The following is a 15,692-nucleotide window of genomic DNA, read 5'->3' as shown; positions in this document are numbered from 1 at the left end:
GTCAGACTCCTAACTTCCATGAGAGGGTACGCAGCAGATCGGCAAAGACACCAGCAGCGGTAACGTCATTGCCCGCACCATATCCGCGCAGCACCAATGGCAGCGGCTGATAATAGTGGCTATAGAAGGCAAGGGCGTTTTCGCCATTTTTCACTTTGAACAGCGGATCATTACCATCCACTTCGGCAATCTTCACGCGGCAGACGCCATCTTCATCAATATTGCCAACATAGCGCAAAACTTTTCCTTCATCACGGGCCTTCGCCACGCGCGCGGCAAAGAGATCGTCGAGCTGTGACAGATTCGCCATAAAAGCGGCAACATCACCCTCGGCGTTAAACTCTGCGGGCAGCACTGGTTCAATTTCAATATCCGCCAACTCCAGTTCACGTCCCGTTTCACGAGCGAGGATCAATAGTTTACGCGCCACATCCATACCAGAAAGATCATCTCGCGGGTCCGGTTCGGTATAACCCATTTCCCGCGCCAGCGTAGTCGCCTCGGAGAAACTCATGCCTTCGTCTAACTTGCCGAAGATATAAGAAAGCGAACCTGAAAGAATGCCGGAGAACTTCATCAATTCATCACCTGCATTGAGCAGATTTTGCAGGTTCTCAATAACCGGTAATCCAGCCCCAACGTTGGTGTCATAGAGGAATTTACGTCGCGATTTTTCCGCCGCATAACGCAACTGATGGTAGTAATCCATCGACGAGGTGTTGGCCTTTTTATTCGGCGTGACAACGTGGAAACCTTCGCGCAGGAAGTCGGCATATTGATCCGCCACTGCCAGGCTGGAGGTGCAGTCAACAATGACCGGGTTCAGCAGATGATATTCTTTCACGAGGCGAATTAAGCGCCCGAGATTAAACGGCTCTTTGGCTTGTGCAAGTTCTTCCTGCCAGTTTTCCAGATTAAGGCCATGCACATTGGTGAGCAGAGCCTTCGAGTTAGCAACACCGCAGACACGTAAGTCGATATGTTTATTCTTCAACCAGCTTTGCTGACGCTTCAGTTGCTCCAGCAGCGCACCGCCAACGCCACCGACGCCAATCACAAACACTTCGATAACCTGATCGGTATTGAACAGCATCTGATGAGTAACGCGCACGCCAGTGGTCGCATCATCGTTATTTACCACGACAGAGATTGAGCGTTCAGAAGATCCCTGAGCAATGGCGACAATGTTGATATTGGCGCGGGCCAGCGCGGCAAAGAATTTCGCCGAGATCCCACGCAAGGTGCGCATACCATCACCTACCACCGAGATAATGGCCAGCCGTTCCGTCACCGCCAGCGGCTCCAGTAAGCCTTCTTTCAGTTCCAGGTAGAACTCTTCCTGCATTGCCCGTTCAGCTCGCACACAGTCGCTTTGCGGAACGCAGAAACTGATACTGTATTCGGAAGATGATTGCGTAATCAGCACCACGGAAATACGGGCGCGTGACATTGCAGCAAAGACGCGCGCCGCCATGCCGACCATTCCTTTCATCCCCGGGCCGGAAACGCTGAACATTGCCATGTTATTCAGATTGGAAATGCCCTTGACCGGTAATTCGTCTTCATCACGACTGGCACCAATGAGCGTACCTGGTGCTTGAGGATTTCCGGTATTTTTAATCAGGCACGGGATCTGGAACTGGGCGATGGGGGTAATGGTGCGGGGGTGAAGAACTTTAGCGCCGAAGTAGGAAAGCTCCATCGCTTCCTGGTAGGACATCGATTTCAACAACCTCGCATCGGGCACCTGACGCGGGTCGCAGGTATAAACCCCGTCAACGTCCGTCCAAATCTCGCAACAATCGGCGCGTAAACAGGCAGCCAGCACCGCCGCGGAGTAGTCGGAACCGTTGCGTCCAAGTACCACCAGTTCGCCTTTTTCATTACCGGCGGTGAAACCTGCCATCAGCACCATGTGATCAGCCGGAATACGACTTGCCGCAATACGGCGGGTGGACTCAGCAATATCGACGGTAGATTCGAGGTAATGCCCCACTGCCAGTAGTTTTTCGACCGGATCGATAACGGTAACGTTGTGACCACGCGCTTCTAACACGCCGGCCATAATGGCGATCGACATTTTCTCGCCACGGCAAATCAGCGCAGCGTTAATGCTATCCGGGCACTGCCCTAACAAACTAATGCCATGCAGGACATGTTTTATTTGGGCAAATTCCTGGTCGACGAAAGTTTTCAATTGCGCCAGCGGGAATCCCGGCTGGGCGGCGGCGAGTCCCGTCAGAAGTTCGGCAAAAATACGTTCGGCATCGCTGATATTGGGTAAAGCATCCTGGCCGCTAATGGTTTTTTCAATCATCGCCACCAGGTGGTTGGTTATTTTGGCGGGGGCAGAGAGGACGGTGGCCACCTGCCCCTGCCTGGCATTGCTTTCCAGAATATCGGCAACCCGCAGAAAACGTTCTGCATTTGCCACTGATGTACCGCCGAACTTCAACACTCGCATGGTTGTTACCTCGTTACCTTTGGTCGAAAAAAAAGCCCGCACTGTCAGGTGCGGGCTTTTTTCTGTGTTTCCTGTACGCGTCAGCCCGCACCGTTACCTGTGGTAATGGTGATGGTGGTGGTAATGGTGGTGCTAATGCGTTTCATGGATGTTGTGTACTCTGTAATTTTTATCTGTCTGTGCGCTATGCCTATATTGGTTAAAGTATTTAGTGACCTAAGTCAATAAAATTTTAATTTACTCACGGCAGGTAACCAGTTCAGAAGCTGCTGTCAGAGACTCTTTTTTTAATCCACACAGAGACATATTGCCCGTTGCAGTCAGAATGAAAAGCTGAAAAATACTTACTAAGGCGTTTTTTATTTGGTGATATTTTTTTCAATATCATGCAGCAAACGGTGCAACATTGCCGTGTCTCGTTGCTCTAAAATCCCCAGGCGTTGTTGTAACCAGTCGACCAGTTTTATGTCATCTGCCACTGCCAGAGTCGTCAGCAATGCCATGGCTCGTTCGCGTAAAGCTTGCAGTTGATGTTGGTCTGCCGTTGTGTCACTTTTCGTCGGTTGTTGTATTAATGTTGCTAATTGATAGCAATAGACCATCACTGCCTGCCCCAGATTGAGCGAAGGATAATCCGCCACCATCGGCACACCAGTAAGAACGTCAGCCAACGCTAACTCTTCGTTAGTCAGCCCGGAATCTTCGCGACCAAACACCAGCGCGGCATGGCTCATCCATGAAGATTTTTCCTCTAACAGCGGCACCAGTTCTACTGGCGTGGCGTAGTAATGATATTTCGCCCGACTGCGCGCAGTGGTGGCGACAGTGAAATCGACATCGTGTAACGATTCAGCCAGCGTCGGGAAAACTTTAATATTATCAATAATATCACCAGATCCATGTGCGACCCAGCGGGTGGCTGGCTCCAGATGTGCCTGACTATCGACAATCCGCAGTTCGCTAAACCCCATCGTTTTCATTGCCCGCGCCGCTGCCCCAATATTTTCTGCTCTGGCGGGTGCGACCAGAATAATCGTTATACGCATATTGCCACTCTTCTTGACCAAATAACCGCGAACAGGGTGATCACTGTCAACTTATTACGCGGTGCGAATTTACAAACTCTTAACGTAAGTCGCAGAAAAAGCCCTTTACTTAGCTTAAAAAAGGCTAAACTATTTCCTGACTGTACTAACGGTTTAATTGTTAAAAAATGCTACATATCCTTCTGTTTACTTAGGATAATTTTATAAAAAATAAATCTCGACAATTGGATTCACCACGTTTATTAGTTGTATGATGCAACTAGTTGGATTATTAAAATAATGTGACGAAAGCTAGCATTTAGATACGATGATTTCATCAAACTGTTAACGTGCTACAATTGAACTTGATATATGTCAACGAAGCGTAGTTTTATTGGGTGTCCGGCCCCTCTTAGCCTGTTATGTTGCTGTTAAAATGGTTAGGATGACAGCCGTTTTTGACACTGTCGGGTCCTGAGGGAAAGTACCCACGACCAAGCTAATGATGTTGTTGACGTTGATGGAAAGTGCATCAAGAACGCAATTACGTACTTTAGTCATGTTACGCCGATCATGTTAATTTGCAGCATGCATCAGGCAGGTCAGGGACTTTTGTACTTCCTGTTTCGATTTAGTTGGCAATTTAGGTAGCAAACATGCAGACCCCGCACATTCTTATCGTTGAAGACGAGTTGGTAACACGCAACACGTTGAAAAGTATTTTCGAAGCGGAAGGCTATGATGTTTTCGAAGCGACAGATGGCGCGGAAATGCATCAGATCCTCTCTGAATATGACATCAACCTGGTGATCATGGATATCAATCTGCCGGGTAAGAACGGTCTTCTGTTAGCGCGTGAACTGCGCGAGCAGGCGAATGTTGCGTTGATGTTCCTGACTGGCCGTGACAACGAAGTCGATAAAATTCTCGGCCTCGAAATCGGTGCAGATGACTACATCACCAAACCGTTCAACCCGCGTGAACTGACGATTCGTGCACGTAACCTGCTGTCCCGTACCATGAATCTGGGTACTGTCAGCGAAGAACGTCGTAGCGTTGAAAGCTACAAGTTCAATGGTTGGGAACTGGACATCAACAGCCGTTCGTTGATCGGCCCTGATGGCGAGCAGTACAAGCTGCCGCGCAGCGAGTTCCGCGCCATGCTTCACTTCTGTGAAAACCCAGGCAAAATTCAGTCCCGTGCTGAACTGCTGAAGAAAATGACCGGCCGTGAGCTGAAACCACACGACCGTACTGTAGACGTGACGATCCGCCGTATTCGTAAACATTTCGAATCTACGCCGGATACGCCGGAAATCATCGCCACCATTCACGGTGAAGGTTATCGCTTCTGCGGTGATCTGGAAGATTAATCGGCTTTACCACCGTCAAAAAAAACGGCGCTTTTTAGCGCCGTTTTTATTTTTCAACCTTATTTCCAGATACGTAATTGATCGTCCATTGTAACGTCTTTACTGGCTTTCATTTTCGGCAGTGAAAACGCATACCAGTCGATATTACGAGTCACAAACATCATGCCGGCCAGCGCCACCACCAGCACACTGGTTCCCAACAACAGCGCGCTATCGGCAGAGTTGAGCAGCCCCCACATCACACCATCCAGCAACAACAGCGCGAGGGTAAACAACATGCTGTTGCGCCAGCCTTTCAATACCGCCTGCAAATAAATACCGTTCATTAACGCCCCAATCAGACTGGCGATTATCCATGCCACGGTAAAACCGGTATGTTCAGAAAGCGCCAGCAAGAGCAAATAAAACATCACCAATGAAAGCCCCACCAGCAAATATTGCATTGGGTGTAAACGTTGCGCGGTGAGCGTTTCAAAAACAAAGAACGCCATAAAAGTCAGCGCAATCAGCAGAATGGCATACTTAGTCGCCCGGTCAGTTAATTGGTATTGATCGGCGGGTGTCGTCACTGCGACGCTAAACGCGGGGAAGTTTTCCCAGCCGGTATCATTGCCTGAAGCAAAACGCTCACCGAGATTATTAGCAAACCAGCTGCTTTGCCATTGCGCCTGAAAACCTGACTCACTAACTTCCCGTTTGGCTGGTAGAAAATCACCTAAAAAACTGGGATGCGACCAGTTGCTGGTTAAGGTCATTTCGCTATTACGCCCCGCAGGCACCACAGAAAGATCGCCGGTACCGCTTAAATTCAGGGCCATATTCAGCTTCAGGTTCTGCTTGCGCCAGTCCCCTTCGGGTAAAGGGATATGCACGCCCTGCCCGCCTTGCTCTAACCCGGTGCCGGGTTCAATGGTCAGCGCCGTTCCGTTAACTTCAGGCGCTTTCACCACACCAATACCACGCGCATCCCCGACGCTAATCACAATAAATGGCTTGCCTAAGGTGATATTTGGCGCGTCGAGTTCGCTAAGACGCGAAACATCGAAATCGGCTTTTAGCGTTAAATCACTGTGCCAGACCTGACCGGTATAAATCCCTATCTTGCGTTCTTCCACGTTCTGATTGCCATCAACCATCAATGACTCAGGTAACCAAAAATGGATAAAACTTCGTTTCCGCTCCACGGTTTTATCCTCTTCCTGCACCGTATAAAGCTCGGTCACAGGAATAGCGATAAGCGGCCCAACGAGTTTTTGCGGCCCGCTGGTACTTTGGCGAATCGCATCTTCCACATCGCTACGGTAATCGGCACGTTCGACAATCACCTGCCGAATCAGCATTATCGGAATCAACAACAGCAATACTGCACCAAACAGGGTGGTCATTTTCCAGAACAGGGGGGATTTCAACATAGTCTTCTCCTTTGCAATGGCAGCAGGATACGAAGGCTATGTGGGAAGAATTTGAAGCTATGTGAAGTGACGGTGAAGTCGAAGCGAGGCCAGCACGCCACCTTCCTGCACGTTGCGCAGCGTGACTTCGCCGTTAAACAAACGGGCGACCTCACTGACAAACGCCAACCCCAGACCGCTGCTTTTTTGCCCATTTGCACGCGGCAAAGAGTAAAAGCGTTCAAAAATACGTGACAGCGCGTAGTAAGGAATACCACTACCGGTATCCAGCACCTTAAGCGTGACGTGTTCATGATCCACTTCGGCGCTTAGCGTGATGCAACCGCTCTCGGGAGTAAAATCGATGGCGTTATCCAGTAAATTCCCCAGCGCCTGCTCCAGTAACGCCGGTTCAGCAGCAACGTTAACCTCAGTAGGCATAACATGCAAAGTGATGTTTTTTTCTGCCAACTGCACGGTGCGCGCTTCGCTGACGCGGCGAAATAATGCCGCCACATCAACAGCAGTCAGAACGACTTCCTGACGATTCTCCAGTCTTGCCTGGCGTAGTAACGTTTCCACCAGCGCCTGCATTCGCGCATTTTGCGTCAGAATGTTGTCAGTAAAACGAGCTACCACTTCCGGCGGCGGACCTTCGCGTAAAATTTCCGCCGCGCCACGAATCGCCGCCAGTGGGCTTTTTAGCTCATGGGTTAACGCATAAACATACTGCTCAATATAGTTTTTCCCTTCCAGCTTCACGCGCATACTTTCCAGCGCCTGCGCAAGCTTACGCAACTCGCTACTGCCGAGTTCAGGAAGAGGAACGGGCTTATTGTCAGTGACGGAATCGGCATAGCGAGTGAGCCGGGCAATGGAGCGGTTGATCCACCAAACCATGCCTGCGCCAATCACCAGTGCAATCCCCAGCAAAATGGCGCTGGCCCATAAAATTCGCCGCTCGCTGCGCTTAATGACCGGAGCCATCGCCGCGTTCGGTTTGCCTACGCTCAAAACGCCAATAAGCCGCGAGCCGTCCATAATCGGCGCGGCAACATACATCACCGAACTTTCGGGATCGGCAGGATTTTGCAACGTGCTGCGCGCACCATACTGACCACGCAACGTTAGCCAGACGTCATTCCAGCGCGAATAATCCTGTCCAACGGCTTTATTTGCCGAATCGAACAATACTTTGCCCTGCGCATCGGTCATATAGACATGATATTCATTGCGCACTTTGTTAATGCCACCGATATTGGCGCGAAACGGGCGATATTGTAGCTGATTAAACGCCTGCGCCAGTTGCCCATGCGTTGGGTCCCCAGAGAGCAAATCGGGACGCGCCAGCTCCGCCAGCAACGTTGCGGTATCGATTAACGTCCCCTCCGTTGCTCTTCGCACGCCCGGTTTAACTTCTTTGACAAAAATAGCCAGTACGAACCAGGCCGCCACCGCCACCAGTAAAAAATAGCCCAGCAGCAACCGCATGCCGATACGCATTACAGGCCCCTCAGGCTATATCCCATGCCGCGATGAGTATTAATCGGAGAAAGATCGGGGTTGATGGCGCGCAGCTTGGCACGCAACGTTTTAATGTGGGTATCGACGGTGCGATCGTAGGTGTCCTGCGCATCTTCCCACACGCTATCCATTAGTTGCTGGCGGGACCAGACGCGGCCTGGCGACTTGAGTAACGTCTTCAGCAATAAAAACTCATACCGCGTCAGCGTTAATGGCGTGTCAAACCAGCTGATCTGCGCCGCGGGTTCATTCAATTCAAAATGACCAATACGGATGACGGGAGACGGCGACGAGAACTTCTTCACCCGACGCAGTAAGGTGCGCACCCTGGCGCACACTTCGCGGGGTGAAAACGGTTTAGCCACATAGTCGTCAGCGCCAATTTCCAGCCCAAGCAGGCGATCGACCTCTTCACTTCGGGCCGTCAGGAACAGTACAGGTAACGCCGGATGGAGCGCCAGTAACTGGCGGCACAATTCAAAGCCGCTGATATCAGGCAAACCAACATCGAGAATCATGACGTCGGGAACCTGCTGGCGAGCTTTATCCAGCACCGGCAAGCCTCGCTCAAAGACCTCGACGGCAAAACCTTCCTGCTGCAACATGTAGACCAGCGTGTCGGCTATCCCTTGCTCATCTTCCACTAACCAGACCGTTTCCCGTTGCATAAATCGCCTCTGTTATTGCCGCCACGGCATGACAGGAACCGCGCTAATCGCGTTTTTCGGCGAACCTTCTACAACTTTGTCGGAGTAAGCCAGATAAGCGAGCGCGTTGCGTTTGGCGTCATAAAAGCGCACGACCTGTAACGACTTAAAGACCAGGGACGTGCGTTTTTTGAATACTACCTCGCCCTGAGCTTTGCCGTTTTTAATACGATCCGACAGTTCAATCGGCCCGACTTGCTGACAAGAAATAGCCGCATCGGAGGTATCTTCCGCCAGACCCAATCCCCCTTTAATACCACCTGTTTTCGCCCGGCTCACATAACAGGTGACATTTTTCACATCGGGATCGTCAAAGGCTTCCACAACAATTTTGTGATCCGGGCCGATCATTTTAAATACGGTGTCGACCGAACCAATCTCTTCTGCATGAGCCAATGGCCCCAGCATTATCAGGCTTAAAGACAGGATCAAATGCTTGTATTTCATATTGTTACCATTTTTATCTATTACACGAGCAATTAGTTCGTCACGGTAAATAACATATTGATTAAGAACAAAATCTCAATACTTTTATTTCCGTCAAGACCTAAAACATACTCTACTAAGAAAAAAACACTGAATGCTAAAACAGCAAAAAATGCTATTATCCAATTACCTGATGTCAGGTGCTCGTTGTTGAAAGGATGAGGATATTTTATGGATCAGGCCGGCATTATTCGCGACCTTTTAATCTGGCTGGAAGGTCATCTGGATCAGCCCCTGTCGCTCGACAATGTAGCGGCGAAAGCAGGTTATTCCAAGTGGCACTTACAGAGAATGTTTAAAGATGTCACTGGCCATGCTATTGGCGCGTATATTCGTGCTCGTCGTTTGTCGAAATCGGCGGTCGCACTACGCCTGACTGCGCGTCCGATTCTGGACATCGCGCTGCAATACCGCTTCGACTCTCAACAGACATTTACCCGCGCATTCAAGAAGCAGTTTGCCCAGACTCCTGCACTTTACCGCCGTTCTCCTGAATGGAGCGCCTTTGGTATTCGCCCGCCGCTGCGTCTGGGTGAATTCACCATGCCAGAGCATAAATTTGTCACCCTGGAAGATACGCCGCTGATTGGTGTTACCCAGAGCTACTCCTGTTCGCTGGAGCAAATCTCTGATTTCCGCCATGAAATGCGTTATCAGTTCTGGCACGATTTTCTCGGCAACGCGCCGACCATTCCGCCAGTGCTCTACGGCCTGAATGAAACGCGTCCGAGTCAGGATAAAGACGACGAACAAGAGGTATTCTATACCACCGCGTTAGCCCAGGATCAGGCAGATGGCTATGTACTGACGGGGCATCCGGTGATGCTGCAGGGCGGCGAATATGTGATGTTTACCTATGAAGGTCTGGGAACCGGCGTGCAGGAGTTTATCCTGACGGTATACGGAACGTGCATGCCAATGCTCAACCTGACGCGCCGTAAAGGTCAGGATATTGAGCGATACTACCCGGCAGAAGACGCCAAAGCGGGAGATCGCCCAATTAATCTGCGCTGTGAACTGCTGATTCCGATCCGTCGTTAACGCTGCAGCTCATCTAATGCAGGGGCGTCCAGATGCGAGATGTCCCCTGCGGTTTCAACGACCCAGCCAGACGCCAGCCACAGGCTTTCCTGATAATCCACGCGCGAAATAGAACAGTTACGCAGACGTAAGCGGCGCTCTGCCCATGCTGGTAATCCGAGAATCGTACTCACCAGGCATCCCAGTGCAATACCATGACTCACCAGCAGCGGTCGGCTTCCCTGCGGTAAGTCCCGGCAAGATTCCAGTGCCGCATTGACGCGATCGCTGAGCTCCTGCATTGACTCGCCTTCAGGAATACGCCCGTCAACGGTGCCATTGACCAGCTGCCGACGCCAGTTCTCTTCTTCTTCGGTCAGAGAATCGATATGTCTTTTTTCCAGCACACCCATGTTTAATTCACGCAGGCGAGAATCAAAGATGATGTCACAGCCGCAGGCCTGGGCGATGATTTCCGCCGTACGCCGGGTGCGCCCTAAATCGCTACTGATGATATGCGTAATGCCAAGCTCTTTGGCACGCGTCGCCACCTGCATCGCCTGTTGCTCACCTTTGGCGGTCAGCGGGCTGTCAGACTGGCCCTGAATACGTCGCTCGGCGTTCCACTGCGTTTCACCGTGGCGGACTAGGTATACCTGTAACATGCTTTTTTTCCGTATACTGCTGTAACGTTAATTTTCTGAGTAATGCTGATTATGCACCAAGTTGTCTGTGCGACCACCAATCCCGCTAAAATTCAGGCCATTCTGCAGGCATTTCACGAGATCTTCGGCGAAGGATCCTGCCATATTGCATCCGTTGCCGTCGAGAGCGGTGTACCGGAACAGCCCTTTGGCAGTGAGGAAACGCGCGCTGGCGCACGAAATCGGGTAGCAAATGCCCGCCGTTTACTTCCAGAGGCTGATTTTTGGGTGGCGATTGAAGCTGGCATTGATGGCGACAGCACTTTCAGTTGGGTGGTGATTGAAAACGCCAGCCAGCGCGGCGAGGCGCGTTCGGCTACTTTGCCGTTGCCTGCGGTGATTCTGGAAAAAGTGCGTGAAGGTGAAGCGCTTGGTCCCGTGATGTCGCGTTATACCGGTATTGATGAGATTGGTCGTAAGGAAGGGGCGATCGGCGTGTTTACCGCCGGGAAACTCACCCGCGCCAGCGTCTATCACCAGGCGGTGATCCTGGCGCTGAGTCCGTTTCATAATGCCGTGTATTAAGCGCCTGATGCGACGCTGCCGCGTCTTATCATGCCTACCAAACATATTGAAATTACGGGTATTTGTAGGACGAATAAGGCGTTCACGCCGCATCCGGCATTCGGTGCACGATGCCTGATGCGCCACGTCTTATCAGGCCTACAAAATCAATCGCTTTTCAGCAACACCTCTTCCAGCCACTGGCGCAGCTCAACGGGCGCGGCTTTCAGGCTGTTAGATCCACGCGTAATCGTCGCGATGCCCGCGCCGAGTTCATTTTTTAACTCACGCTGGCTCATTTCGCCGCGCAACAGCTCTTCGACAATACGCACGCGAGTCCCCAACGCTTCGCGCTCATCTGGCGTCAGCATCAGGTTTAACAACGGTAAATGGAGATCGTTTTGGTAGGCATTCTTAAGCAGGTCGACAAAACGTAACCACTCCTGGTGACGCTGTTCTGCCATCGCTGCTGAATAGGGTGATTGTTGGGCCATAATATGTCGCCATTGTTAGCGGGGGAAGCAAAATGCCTCCCCCGGTTGTACTCGCTAAAGAGTACGATAGCATATCATAAACGTGCGGATCAGTAACGACGTCCCCATTCCGTGGCGCTCATCAACGTCGGTTTATCCCCCATGAAATAGCGGTAGTAAGCGTCATAAGCCAGCACGTTCTTCACATAACCGCGCGTCTCGGAGAATGGAATACTCTCGACAAATGCCACTGCGTCGATACGCCCGGCGCTGTTGCCAAGCCAGGTTCGCACCCGCCCTGGTCCGGCGTTATAAGCTGCTGAGGAGAAAATACGATTATTGCCAAATTGCTGATAAACATATTGCAGGTAACTGGTGCCAATGTTGATATTCGTTTCCGGATCCAGCAATTGCCCAGGGCTGCTATAACCAGGAATAGAGAACATCTTCACCGTATGGGTCGCCGTGCCCGGCATAATCTGCATCAGGCCGCTGGCCCCTACCGGTGATTTCACTTTCGGATTCCAGGCGCTCTCCTGACGGGCAATCGCCATCGCATAGCTTTGCGGGATCTCCTTCCCACTGGTGTAACGTTTGAAAAGATCGTTGTAAGCCAGCGGGAATCGCTCTTCCAGATGATCCCAAAGCTTCCCGGCGATCGTTGCCTGAACGCTAAGATCCCACCATTGGTTGTTGAAAGCATACCGCGCCAGTTGAGCTTGCTCTGTTTTTGACTTGCTCTTCACCAGATTGGCCCACTCGCTACGCGCGGTATTATCGAGATTCCAGTACATCAACTCGCGCACGCGCGCCATCTCCGGCCCCTCAGTCAGGGTGCTGTCAACGTTCTGCGGCGCTTTATCAATCTTCAGCTCATACTCTTCGCCGATGCGTTGCGCTGCAACCATCGGGTAGAAACCACGCTGTTGCATGAGTTGATGCAAAATCTCTTTTGCTTCAGCTTCACGTCCGCGTTCCAGCAATAAATCCGCTTGCCAGTAACGCCATTCATCTTTCTCTTTCGCCTCCATCGGCAAACGCGCCAGCCAGGTATTCAGGCCGCGACGATCGCCAGTGCCAAGCGCCATTCGCACACGGCGTTCAATAAGCGAAGTAGATTGCGAGCGCATAATGGCGTCATCGCGCCATTTCGCCTGCTCGTCGGTGACATCGTTGCCCATCAAACGCCAGGCGACGATATCGCGCAGCTCCTGAATCTGATCTTCATTAAGCTGCTGCGCCTGGGCAAGCGATGGGATCATCAGCCGTGCATTTTCAGCATCCTGCCGCGCCACACTGGCAAACGCCACCGCCGCCATTTGACGGGTAAAATCGGTCGCTCCGGTTGTACGCGCGAAGGTCAGTACCGTATTAGGGTTGTTCGCCAGTGAAATGATTGCCGAGGCGATAGTCTGGTAATCGGCAGGCATCTGCCCTGCCAGCACTGTTACCAGGCCAGTGTTACCCGCTTTCATCGCCAGACGGATACGCTCTAAATACGCCAGCGGATCTTGTTTACCTGACGCACGCCAGACGCTAAATAACTTGTCACAGGCGTTAGGCTGGCTCTTGCCGGTTAGCCACAGCTCTTTCGCCCCTTGCCAGGCTTCTTCACTCTGCCCGGTGTTCCATTTCGCATAGTAGTAATTACATTGCGCTTCGGTAGTTCCGGGCTTTTCCGGGCTAAAGGCTAACAAGCCACGCCAGTCTTCACGCCGCGCCAGTTCATTGACGAAACGAGATTGCAGCGTGCGAGCGGGAGGAAGCGTGGGGTTAGCGCGAACAAAGTTAGTGACCGTCACCGCCGGTTGATTCATCAGGTCATCGGTGATCTGGCGGTATTCCAGGTAGGGATAAAGCGGATAATCCTTCAGTCCAGGCATCATTTGTTCGACCACATCCATTTGTCGATTATCCCAGGCCTGCTTGATTTGCGCGTAACGACTACGCTGCTCATCCAGTGAGTCGGCTCGCGCCACGCTGCTGACCGTCAGCAGACAGACACCGGCAGCCAACAGCCGCCAGGTAACTTGTTTGGCTTTTTCCACAAGCGCATCCTCTAAGTGTAAATACATCAATGCAGCGTCATGCCGCGTAATAGATTTATGCTAACCAGTCATTGCCGTTTACGCCACGTTACGGACACTTTTTTACTTTTACTGCGAAGGTGATCGACCAACTGGGATTAGGCGGGGAAAAAGGCTACACTTCGCCTTTGAAAACTCATCATCACGATAAACATAGAGGCGAAGTCCAACGTGGCTCAATTCGTTTATACCATGCATCGTGTCGGCAAAGTTGTTCCGCCGAAACGTCATATTTTGAAAAACATCTCTCTGAGTTTCTTCCCTGGGGCAAAAATTGGTGTCCTGGGTCTGAACGGCGCGGGTAAGTCTACCCTGCTGCGCATTATGGCGGGCATTGATAAAGACATCGAAGGTGAAGCGCGTCCGCAGCCAGACATCAAGATTGGTTACCTGCCGCAGGAACCGCAGCTGAACCCGGAACACACCGTGCGTGAGTCCATTGAAGAAGCGGTTTCTGAAGTGGTTAACGCCCTGAAACGCCTGGATGAAGTGTATGCGCTGTACGCCGATCCGGATGCCGATTTTGACAAGCTGGCCGCTGAACAAGGCCGTCTGGAAGAGATCATTCAGGCTCACGACGGTCATAACCTGAACGTACAGCTGGAGCGTGCGGCGGATGCGCTGCGTCTGCCAGATTGGGACGCGAAAATCGCTAACCTCTCCGGTGGTGAGCGTCGTCGCGTGGCGTTGTGCCGCCTGCTTCTGGAAAAACCAGACATGCTGCTGCTCGACGAACCGACCAACCACCTGGATGCCGAATCCGTGGCCTGGCTGGAACGCTTCCTGCACGACTTCGAGGGCACCGTGGTGGCGATTACCCACGACCGTTACTTCCTCGATAACGTTGCAGGCTGGATCCTCGAACTTGACCGCGGTGAAGGTATTCCGTGGGAAGGCAACTACTCCTCCTGGCTGGAGCAGAAAGATCAGCGCCTGGCGCAGGAAGCTTCACAAGAAGCGGCGCGTCGTAAGTCGATCGAGAAAGAGCTGGAGTGGGTACGTCAGGGAACTAAAGGCCGCCAGTCGAAAGGTAAAGCACGTCTGGCACGCTTTGAAGAGCTGAACAGCACCGAATACCAGAAACGTAACGAAACCAACGAACTGTTTATTCCACCTGGACCGCGTCTGGGCGATAAAGTGCTGGAAGTCAGCAACCTGCGTAAATCCTACGGCGATCGCCTGCTGATTGATGACCTGAGCTTCTCGATCCCGAAAGGGGCGATCGTCGGGATCATCGGTCCGAACGGCGCGGGTAAATCGACCCTGTTCCGTATGATCTCCGGTCAGGAACAGCCGGACAGCGGCACCATCACTTTGGGTGAAACGGTGAAACTGGCATCGGTTGATCAGTTCCGTGACTCAATGGATAACAGCAAAACCGTTTGGGAAGAAGTTTCCGGCGGGCTGGATATCATGAAGATTGGCAACACCGAGATGCCAAGTCGCGCCTACGTTGGCCGCTTTAACTTTAAAGGGGTTGATCAGGGTAAACGCGTTGGTGAACTCTCCGGTGGTGAGCGCGGTCGTCTGCATCTGGCGAAGCTGCTGCAGGTTGGCGGCAACATGCTGCTGCTCGACGAACCAACCAACGACCTGGATATCGAAACCCTGCGCGCGCTGGAAAACGCCCTGCTGGAGTTCCCGGGCTGTGCGATGGTTATCTCGCACGACCGTTGGTTCCTCGACCGTATCGCCACGCACATCCTGGACTACCAGGATGAAGGTAAAGTTGAGTTCTTCGAAGGTAACTTTACCGAGTACGAAGAGTACAAGAAACGCACGCTGGGCGCAGACGCGCTGGAGCCGAAGCGTATCAAGTACAAGCGTATTGCGAAGTAATGCGTAAAATGCCGGATGCGGCGCGAACGCCTTATCCGGCCTACAAAACCAGCAATTTCAATACGTTGTAAAACTGTAGGCCTGATAAGACGCGG

The 15,692-nt window shown here is 51.9% G+C and carries 15 protein-coding genes and 1 other annotated feature; of the genes, 4 read left to right on the top strand and 11 right to left on the bottom strand.

Annotation, left to right across the window (positions count from 1 at the left end; all coding sequences use genetic code 11):
• Nucleotide 1 precedes the first annotated feature (1 nt).
• The 4 genes from thrA to yjjY form a co-directional block, all read right to left on the bottom strand.
• Entirely contained in the window at nucleotides 2-2,464 is a 2,463-nt protein-coding gene (gene thrA, locus HUZ68_RS02905; RefSeq protein ID WP_239594026.1) for a bifunctional aspartate kinase/homoserine dehydrogenase I, read from the bottom strand.
• A 25-nt stretch (nucleotides 2,465-2,489) separates the two neighbouring features.
• Nucleotides 2,490-2,609, bottom strand: a sequence feature (Thr leader region).
• Nucleotides 2,545-2,610, bottom strand: a complete 66-nt coding sequence (gene thrL, locus HUZ68_RS02900) for a thr operon leader peptide (protein WP_001386572.1) — start codon at nucleotides 2,608-2,610, stop codon at nucleotides 2,545-2,547. (Overlaps the previous feature by 65 nt.)
• 213 nt (nucleotides 2,611-2,823) lie before the next feature.
• On the bottom strand, nucleotides 2,824-3,510 hold the full coding sequence (locus HUZ68_RS02895; protein ID WP_033814736.1) for a tRNA/rRNA methyltransferase: 687 nt from the start codon (nucleotides 3,508-3,510) through the stop codon (nucleotides 2,824-2,826).
• A gap of 399 nt (nucleotides 3,511-3,909) precedes the next feature.
• On the bottom strand, nucleotides 3,910-4,050 hold the full coding sequence (gene yjjY, locus HUZ68_RS02890) for a YjjY family protein (protein ID WP_001303782.1): 141 nt from the start codon (nucleotides 4,048-4,050) through the stop codon (nucleotides 3,910-3,912).
• A 95-nt stretch (nucleotides 4,051-4,145) separates the two neighbouring features.
• Between yjjY and arcA the strand changes: the two genes are divergently transcribed.
• Nucleotides 4,146-4,862, top strand: coding sequence for a two-component system response regulator ArcA (gene arcA / locus HUZ68_RS02885; RefSeq protein ID WP_001194358.1), 717 nt, complete (start codon nucleotides 4,146-4,148; stop codon nucleotides 4,860-4,862).
• 59 nt (nucleotides 4,863-4,921) lie between these two features.
• On the opposite strand, the gene creD is transcribed toward arcA, so the two are convergent.
• Genes creD through creA form a run of 4 tightly spaced genes read right to left on the bottom strand, consistent with a single transcriptional unit; the run spans nucleotide 4,922 to nucleotide 8,931 of the window.
• Entirely contained in the window at nucleotides 4,922-6,274 is a 1,353-nt protein-coding gene (gene creD / locus HUZ68_RS02880; protein ID WP_033814737.1) for a cell envelope integrity protein CreD, read from the bottom strand.
• A gap of 57 nt (nucleotides 6,275-6,331) precedes the next feature.
• On the bottom strand, nucleotides 6,332-7,756 hold the full coding sequence (gene creC / locus HUZ68_RS02875) for a two-component system sensor histidine kinase CreC (protein ID WP_089527164.1): 1,425 nt from the start codon (nucleotides 7,754-7,756) through the stop codon (nucleotides 6,332-6,334).
• Nucleotides 7,756-8,445, bottom strand: a complete 690-nt coding sequence (gene creB / locus HUZ68_RS02870) for a two-component system response regulator CreB (protein ID WP_001188666.1) — start codon at nucleotides 8,443-8,445, stop codon at nucleotides 7,756-7,758. Before creB ends, creC begins: the two co-directional genes overlap by 1 nt.
• Before the next feature lie 12 nt (nucleotides 8,446-8,457).
• Complete coding sequence (gene creA / locus HUZ68_RS02865; protein ID WP_000875487.1) at nucleotides 8,458-8,931, bottom strand: protein CreA; 474 nt, start codon at nucleotides 8,929-8,931, stop codon at nucleotides 8,458-8,460.
• 210 nt (nucleotides 8,932-9,141) lie between these two features.
• Between creA and robA the strand changes: the two genes are divergently transcribed.
• A complete protein-coding gene (gene robA, locus HUZ68_RS02860) occupies nucleotides 9,142-10,011 on the top strand; it encodes an MDR efflux pump AcrAB transcriptional activator RobA (protein WP_000371666.1) in 870 nt (289 codons plus the stop codon).
• Here the strand turns inward: robA and gpmB are convergent.
• Complete coding sequence (gene gpmB, locus HUZ68_RS02855; protein ID WP_000942344.1) at nucleotides 10,008-10,655, bottom strand: 2,3-diphosphoglycerate-dependent phosphoglycerate mutase GpmB; 648 nt, start codon at nucleotides 10,653-10,655, stop codon at nucleotides 10,008-10,010. The two genes, robA and gpmB, sit on opposite strands and share 4 nt — an antisense overlap.
• Nucleotides 10,656-10,706: 51 nt before the next feature.
• Here gpmB and yjjX point away from each other — a divergent pair, with 51 nt between their 5' ends.
• Nucleotides 10,707-11,219 carry an inosine/xanthosine triphosphatase gene (yjjX, locus tag HUZ68_RS02850; protein ID WP_001338221.1) on the top strand — a complete coding sequence of 171 codons (513 nt, stop codon included), beginning with the start codon at nucleotides 10,707-10,709 and terminating at the stop codon, nucleotides 11,217-11,219.
• A 146-nt stretch (nucleotides 11,220-11,365) separates the two neighbouring features.
• Here the strand turns inward: yjjX and trpR are convergent, their stop codons facing one another.
• Nucleotides 11,366-11,692, bottom strand: coding sequence for a trp operon repressor (gene trpR / locus HUZ68_RS02845; protein WP_000068679.1), 327 nt, complete (start codon nucleotides 11,690-11,692; stop codon nucleotides 11,366-11,368).
• 89 nt (nucleotides 11,693-11,781) lie between these two features.
• Nucleotides 11,782-13,719 carry a murein transglycosylase gene (gene sltY, locus HUZ68_RS02840; protein ID WP_000409457.1) on the bottom strand — a complete coding sequence of 646 codons (1,938 nt, stop codon included), beginning with the start codon at nucleotides 13,717-13,719 and terminating at the stop codon, nucleotides 11,782-11,784.
• Nucleotides 13,720-13,929: 210 nt separating this feature from the next.
• Between sltY and ettA the strand changes: the two genes are divergently transcribed.
• Nucleotides 13,930-15,597, top strand: a complete 1,668-nt coding sequence (ettA, locus tag HUZ68_RS02835; RefSeq protein WP_000046749.1) for an energy-dependent translational throttle protein EttA — start codon at nucleotides 13,930-13,932, stop codon at nucleotides 15,595-15,597.
• The last annotated feature ends 95 nt before the right edge of the window (nucleotides 15,598-15,692 follow it).

The sequence above is a fragment of the Shigella dysenteriae genome, from assembly GCF_022354085.1.
GTDB classification, from domain to species: domain Bacteria; phylum Pseudomonadota; class Gammaproteobacteria; order Enterobacterales; family Enterobacteriaceae; genus Escherichia; species Escherichia coli.
This window is presented reverse-complemented; position numbering and strand designations above follow the sequence as displayed.

Bases quoted from the DNA above. Each gene is read 5' to 3' on its own strand.
- trpR (WP_000068679.1), bottom strand. From the start codon at position 11,692: ATGGCCCAACAATCACCCTATTCAGCAGCGATGGCAGAACAGCGTCAC.
- creD (WP_033814737.1), bottom strand. From the start codon at position 6,274: ATGTTGAAATCCCCCCTGTTCTGGAAAATGACCACCCTGTTTGGTGCA.
- yjjX (WP_001338221.1), top strand. From the start codon at position 10,707: ATGCACCAAGTTGTCTGTGCGACCACCAATCCCGCTAAAATTCAGGCC.
- creB (WP_001188666.1), bottom strand. From the start codon at position 8,445: ATGCAACGGGAAACGGTCTGGTTAGTGGAAGATGAGCAAGGGATAGCC.
- creA (WP_000875487.1), bottom strand. From the start codon at position 8,931: ATGAAATACAAGCATTTGATCCTGTCTTTAAGCCTGATAATGCTGGGG.
- creC (WP_089527164.1), bottom strand. From the start codon at position 7,756: ATGCGTATCGGCATGCGGTTGCTGCTGGGCTATTTTTTACTGGTGGCG.
- thrA (WP_239594026.1), bottom strand. From the start codon at position 2,464: ATGCGAGTGTTGAAGTTCGGCGGTACATCAGTGGCAAATGCAGAACGT.
- robA (WP_000371666.1), top strand. From the start codon at position 9,142: ATGGATCAGGCCGGCATTATTCGCGACCTTTTAATCTGGCTGGAAGGT.
- arcA (WP_001194358.1), top strand. From the start codon at position 4,146: ATGCAGACCCCGCACATTCTTATCGTTGAAGACGAGTTGGTAACACGC.
- yjjY (WP_001303782.1), bottom strand. From the start codon at position 4,050: ATGACTAAAGTACGTAATTGCGTTCTTGATGCACTTTCCATCAACGTC.
- gpmB (WP_000942344.1), bottom strand. From the start codon at position 10,655: ATGTTACAGGTATACCTAGTCCGCCACGGTGAAACGCAGTGGAACGCC.
- HUZ68_RS02895 (WP_033814736.1), bottom strand. From the start codon at position 3,510: ATGCGTATAACGATTATTCTGGTCGCACCCGCCAGAGCAGAAAATATT.